Origin of the sequence: Sphingomonas sp. LH128 (assembly GCF_000293195.2) — a bacterium.
In the GTDB taxonomy this organism is placed as follows: Bacteria; Pseudomonadota; Alphaproteobacteria; order Sphingomonadales; family Sphingomonadaceae; genus Novosphingobium; species Novosphingobium resinovorum_A.
Genome location: NZ_ALVC01000370.1, coordinates 1 through 4,730 on the forward strand (window position 1 = coordinate 1; position 4,730 = coordinate 4,730).

Annotated in this window: 8 protein-coding genes; 7 read left to right on the forward strand and 1 reads right to left on the reverse strand. The window is 66.8% G+C overall.

All coding sequences use genetic code 11. The annotated features are described in order from the left end of the window. Positions 1 to 205: 205 nt before the first annotated feature. Positions 206 to 412, forward strand: a complete 207-nt coding sequence (locus tag LH128_RS25155) for a hypothetical protein (RefSeq protein WP_172705171.1) — start codon at positions 206 to 208, stop codon at positions 410 to 412. Positions 413 to 924: 512 nt separating this feature from the next. On the opposite strand, the gene LH128_RS25160 is transcribed toward LH128_RS25155, so the two are convergent. Then, positions 925 to 1,485: a hypothetical protein gene (locus LH128_RS25160; RefSeq protein ID WP_069709193.1), complete on the reverse strand. Its 561-nt coding sequence runs from the start codon at positions 1,483 to 1,485 to the stop codon at positions 925 to 927. Positions 1,486 to 1,534: 49 nt separating this feature from the next. Between LH128_RS25160 and LH128_RS25165 the strand changes: the two genes are divergently transcribed. The 6 genes from LH128_RS25165 to LH128_RS25190 form a co-directional block, all read left to right on the forward strand. Continuing rightward, positions 1,535 to 2,311, forward strand: coding sequence for a TlyA family RNA methyltransferase (locus tag LH128_RS25165; protein ID WP_037521303.1), 777 nt, complete (start codon positions 1,535 to 1,537; stop codon positions 2,309 to 2,311). A gap of 90 nt (positions 2,312 to 2,401) precedes the next feature. After that, the gene (locus tag LH128_RS25170) at positions 2,402 to 2,956 is read left to right on the forward strand and encodes a TspO/MBR family protein (protein ID WP_008832514.1); all 555 of its coding nucleotides are present in this window, start codon (positions 2,402 to 2,404) and stop codon (positions 2,954 to 2,956) included. A gap of 41 nt (positions 2,957 to 2,997) precedes the next feature. Next, a complete protein-coding gene (locus tag LH128_RS25175; protein ID WP_008832515.1) occupies positions 2,998 to 3,249 on the forward strand; it encodes an accessory factor UbiK family protein in 252 nt (83 codons plus the stop codon). A 79-nt stretch (positions 3,250 to 3,328) separates the two neighbouring features. Then, the gene (locus tag LH128_RS25180) at positions 3,329 to 3,592 is read left to right on the forward strand and encodes a hypothetical protein (RefSeq protein WP_008832516.1); all 264 of its coding nucleotides are present in this window, start codon (positions 3,329 to 3,331) and stop codon (positions 3,590 to 3,592) included. Between the two features lie 27 nt (positions 3,593 to 3,619). Next, positions 3,620 to 4,225 (forward strand): DNA repair protein RecO, encoded by a 606-nt coding sequence (gene recO / locus LH128_RS25185; RefSeq protein ID WP_008832517.1) that lies wholly within the window; start codon positions 3,620 to 3,622, stop codon positions 4,223 to 4,225. Positions 4,226 to 4,235: 10 nt separating this feature from the next. After that, positions 4,236 to 4,730, forward strand: a 495-nt coding sequence (locus LH128_RS25190) for an isocitrate/isopropylmalate family dehydrogenase (protein WP_008832518.1), incomplete at its 3' end; no start/stop codon positions are given.

Genomic DNA, 4,730 nt, shown 5'->3' on the forward strand with positions numbered 1-4,730 from the left:
GCGGGGATGACGAAAGTGCTGCGCGCGGCCCCGAGCGCATGGACAGCGGCCGCTCTCACACAAATTTAACCACTGCAATCGTTGCGACAGGCCGGGTCTAGGGACAGCTCCCTAGGTCTGGCTTCGCAGGTCGATAACCGCCCCGGTGTACCCCTCGTCGGGTACGGGGGCCGCAGCGCGGTTTCCGGCGCTCCACCCGGAGGCCGTGGCTGCAACGAAGTTCAAGCTCGTTCGGCATCACGTCTCCCGCAGGACAGGACACGCGATGCTGGCGACGCCGATGACGACAACCGACATCCACGCGCCGCTGGTCCATGCCCCGATCGCCGCGCTGATCGTCGATGCGGCGGGGGGGGGCGCCCCCCCCCCCCCCCCCGCCGACGCAGTCGGTGGTGGAGGGGCGCACAAATGAGAAGGGCCGCACCGGCTTGCCGGTACGGCCCTTCGCATGGTCAGCGGCCGGGAAGTGCCGCCAGCGAAGCCTTTATCGCTTGTTTATCAGCGATAATGCCTCGCGACGGGAATTGCCGACCTCTCTGCTGAACCATGAGACATCGGATCACCTCCTTTCGCGCTGTTTAGCCATAGTGCGCCGCTTTCGCGGCTGGGACTTCGGCTGCTCCCGGGCGCGTATCCCGAAGGCCGTTGTCTTGAGTGAAATCTGGTATATTCCGCAGCGCACAACAAGTCTTGAAAACTAATTTTTTCAGGTCATGATCTTCGCTTCCGGCCAGTTATCCCCAGCCGCGCGGTGATTTGAAATCGCTGCTTTTGGGGGCTCTGGAGTGCGGCCTGAAATCACCCTTTTTGATGTTGCGCGCGGCTTGGCTCCGTTCGACAAGCTCAGCCTGAGCGGGATTCAAAAGTGACCTTTCAATCCCGCTCAGGCTGAGCTTGTCGAAGCCCCGTCGTTAAGGCGCTCCCTCAGCGGCAATCCTCGATCACACGCGAGATTTCGGTCCAGCTCGGCAGGTAGAGCGTGGGCTCCCCAGTCACTGATACGGCGAAGCGGCCGCGACTGAACGCCATGGCGTCGAGCGCCGAATCGCGGGCGGGCAGGGTGACGACCACGCCGCGCGGCGTGGCGGTGCCGGTCAGCGCGCGTGCGCCGGTGGAACTGGTGATCGACATGCCCACCGCTCCTGCCCGGGGCGCTGCGGCGCGCAGGAGGGTGACGGTGCGCGCGGTGTCGCACTGGACGATGAACTGGCCGTTCCCGAACGTCGCGCCCGAGGCGCTGCCGTTGCCCGCGTAGCTCCAGCTGCCCGGCGTCTGCGGTGCATCGCGCCAGTCGGCGGCCATTGGCGAGGGCGGCGGGGCGGTCGGAGTCGCCGGGCGGGGCTGCGGTGCATGCGTGGCGCCGGGCCGCGGGGCGGGCGTGCTCGGCGGCGGCGGTACGCATCCCGACAAAGCCGCCGTTGCAGCGAGACCGGTAAGAAGCAGGGCGGAAAGAGGGGTGGCGCGGCTGCGCGGATTTGCCTTCATGCCCGTGGTATGGAATGAGGCGCCGCCCATCTCAAGTGCATACCATCCCATGACCGACACGCCTCGCCCCCGTTCCCCTGACAAGAAACCTGCCAAAGTGCGGGTCGACCAGCTGCTGGTCGATCGCGGGCTGGCGGAGAGCCGTACCCGCGCGCAGGCGCTGGTGCTGGCGGGCCTCGTGTTCTCGGGCGAGACCAAGATCGCCAAGCCGGGCCAGTCGGTGAAGGACGACGCAGCCATCGAGGTGCGCGGCCGCGACCATCCCTGGGTCTCGCGCGGGGGGATCAAGCTGGCCCACGCGATCGAACATTTCGGGCTCGATCCGAAGGGTGCGGTCGCCATGGACATCGGCAGTTCGACCGGCGGCTTTACCGACGTTCTGCTCACCAATGGCGCGGAGCGGGTGTTCGCGGTCGATTCGGGCACCAACCAGCTCGCGTGGAAACTGCGCACCGATCCGCGCGTCACCGTGCTGGAGCAGACCAGCGCCCGCATCCTCACCCCGGAGCAGATCGACGCGCCGTGCGACTGGGTGGTGTGCGACGCCAGCTTCATCGGCCTCGCCAAAGTGCTCGAAGTGCCGCTCCGCCTCGCCGCGCCGCGCTGCCGGGTGGTCGCGCTGATCAAGCCGCAGTTCGAGGTCGGGCGCGGCGAAGTGGGCAAGGGCGGCGTGGTCCGCGACCCGGCTCTGCACGCCCGCGTGTGTGAGGAAGTGCGCGAATGGCTGGAGCGCGACGGCTGGGAGATCCAGGGCATCGTCGAAAGCCCGATCAAGGGTCCTGAAGGAAACGTGGAGTTTCTCGTTTCGGCACACCGCGGGAACTGACGGGTTCGCTAACGATTGCGTGATGGCCCGCCGCGTACCACAAACCGCGCCATTCTTGGGTAAATTCCTGATTCGGGACCTTTTGCGCGCATGAACCTGTTAGCTTCCCCCGGCCAGTTGCGCGCCAGCCTGATGCGCTGGCTGCTGGTATGCGTTCCCGTCGTGCTGCTGCTGGGGTTCCTCTCCGGACAAATGGCGGGAAGCGGGCCGGGCAATCCGTGGTTCGACGCATTGGTGAAGCCCGCCGTCTATCCGCCGCCGGTGACTTTCGCGATCGTGTGGTCGGTGCTCTACGTGATGATGGGCGTGGCTCTGGCGATGGTGTTCGCGGCGCGCGGCGCGCGTGGACGCGGGATCGCGGTGCTGGCCTTCGCGGTGCAGTTCGTGCTGAACCTGGCGTGGTCGCCGGTGTTCTTCGGCATGCACCGGATGAGCGCGGCGCTGGTGCTGATCGCGGCGATCCTGCTGGCGGCGGTGGTGACGATGATACTCTTCGCCCGCGTGCGCACCGTCGCGGCGGCGCTGCTGCTGCCTTACGTATTGTGGCTGGTCTTCGCGACATATCTCAACTTCGCGTTCCTGCAGGCCAACCCGGGCATGGACGGCGTGCAGCGTTCGAGCGCAGTGGAGCGGTTCGACATCTGATACCCCTTGCGCCTTGCCTTCGCGCGCTCCATTTAGGGCCCATGCAAAGCGAAAACCCCTTCGTCGCCGACTTCGCCAAGATGTTGAACAGTGCCGCCGGCACTCTTGCGGGCATGGGCCGCGAGGCGCGCGATTCCGCGCGTGAGCGCGTGAAGGAGTTCATGGGTGACATGGACTTCGTCAGCCGCGAGGAATTCGACGCGGTCAAGGAACTCGCCGCCACCGCGCGTGCAGAAACGGAATCGCTCAAGGCGCGTCTCGACGCGCTCGAGGCCAAGCTGGGCGCCAACTGATCAGCTTGCGTTATGTGCGCCGGGAACGTTTCTCGCGCACGCAGGGTTGAACATCGCGATAGCCCATGAAAGGCACGCGATGTTCACGCAGCTCAATCCTACCATTCCGCTTCACGTCGTCGGCAAGGGCGATGGCTATGCCATCGGCATGATCGACTACGGGCAGGAGCATAATCTGATCTGGGTCACCGCTCTCGACGGTTCGGGCGAGATCTGGTGTGCGCCCAACCAGACCGTCCGCCTCGGTCGCAACTGGACGATGGGGCGTGTGGAAAACCCCCTCATCACCAAGGACAAGCAGGCCGAGCACGCGCGCGCCGAGGTCGAGGAAATTTGCAACTGACGCATTGAACCGGCAGAGGAAGGCGCGATGCACTTTCGCGCCCCCGCCCTTGTCTGCGCCGCCCTACCACACGGCGAGAACGCCGTCATTGCGCGCCTGCTGACCGACGACCACGGCCTCGTCGCCGCCTTCGTCGCCGGGGGCAGGGGGCGCGAACTGCGGCCGGTCCTGATTCCCGGCAATACCGTCGAGGCGGACGTCCGCTCGAAGTCCGACACCCAGCTTCCCTTCGCCCGCCTTGAACTGCTCCAGAGCCGCGCGCCCTGGATCACCGAGCCGCTGCCCGCCGCCGCGATCGGCTGGGTCACCGCGCTCGCGGCCTCGGTCCTGCCCGAGCGCCAGCCGTTTCCTGCTCTCTACGAGGCGCTGTCGGGCGTGCTGGAGGCGATCTGCGTCGCGCCGTCCGCGCGCGGCTGGGCGCTGGGGCTGCTGCGCTATGAAGTGCTGACATTGCGCGAACTGGGCTACGGCGCGCGAATTGCGCGCCCGCCGGAGCACGATTGGCCCGCGCTGCTGGCCACCTTCGACGCCATTGGTCGAGAATTGGCCCGCTACCCGCTTGCCGATCGCAGAAGAGACGTTATGGCGGCGCGCGTCCTGCTGCGCGAGCGGCTGGCTCGGATCGAGGCTTGAGGAAACGACTATGCGCATCGCTGTATTTGCCGGAGACGGGATCGGTCCCGAAGTGACTGCCGAGGCAGTCCGCGTGCTCGAAGCGCTGCAGATCGACGGTCTTGAGCTGGTCGAGGGCGACGTCGGCGGCGCGGCCTATCGCAAGCACGGCCACCCGCTGCCCGCCGCGACGCTCGAGATCGCGCGGTCTTCCGACGCGATCCTGTTCGGCGCAGTGGGCGACTTTTCGCTCGACCACCTGGAGCGTGCGCTACGCCCTGAACAGGCGGTGCTGGGCCTGCGCAAGGAACTGGGCTTGTTCGCCAACCTGCGCCCCGCCACGGTGTTCAAGGGCCTCGAAGACCTCTCCACCCTGCGCCCGGAAGTCGCCGGCAAGATCGACCTGCTGATCGTGCGCGAACTCAACGGCGACGTGTACTTCGGCGAGAAGGGCACCCGCACGCTGGAAGACGGCCGCCGCCAGGGCTGGGACATGATGTCCTACGCCGAGGACGAAGTGCGCCGC

Bases quoted from the DNA above. Each gene is read 5' to 3' on its own strand.
- LH128_RS25160 (WP_069709193.1), bottom strand. From the start codon at position 1,485: ATGAAGGCAAATCCGCGCAGCCGCGCCACCCCTCTTTCCGCCCTGCTT.
- LH128_RS25165 (WP_037521303.1), top strand. From the start codon at position 1,535: ATGACCGACACGCCTCGCCCCCGTTCCCCTGACAAGAAACCTGCCAAA.
- LH128_RS25170 (WP_008832514.1), top strand. From the start codon at position 2,402: ATGAACCTGTTAGCTTCCCCCGGCCAGTTGCGCGCCAGCCTGATGCGC.
- LH128_RS25175 (WP_008832515.1), top strand. From the start codon at position 2,998: ATGCAAAGCGAAAACCCCTTCGTCGCCGACTTCGCCAAGATGTTGAAC.
- LH128_RS25180 (WP_008832516.1), top strand. From the start codon at position 3,329: ATGTTCACGCAGCTCAATCCTACCATTCCGCTTCACGTCGTCGGCAAG.
- recO (WP_008832517.1), top strand. From the start codon at position 3,620: ATGCACTTTCGCGCCCCCGCCCTTGTCTGCGCCGCCCTACCACACGGC.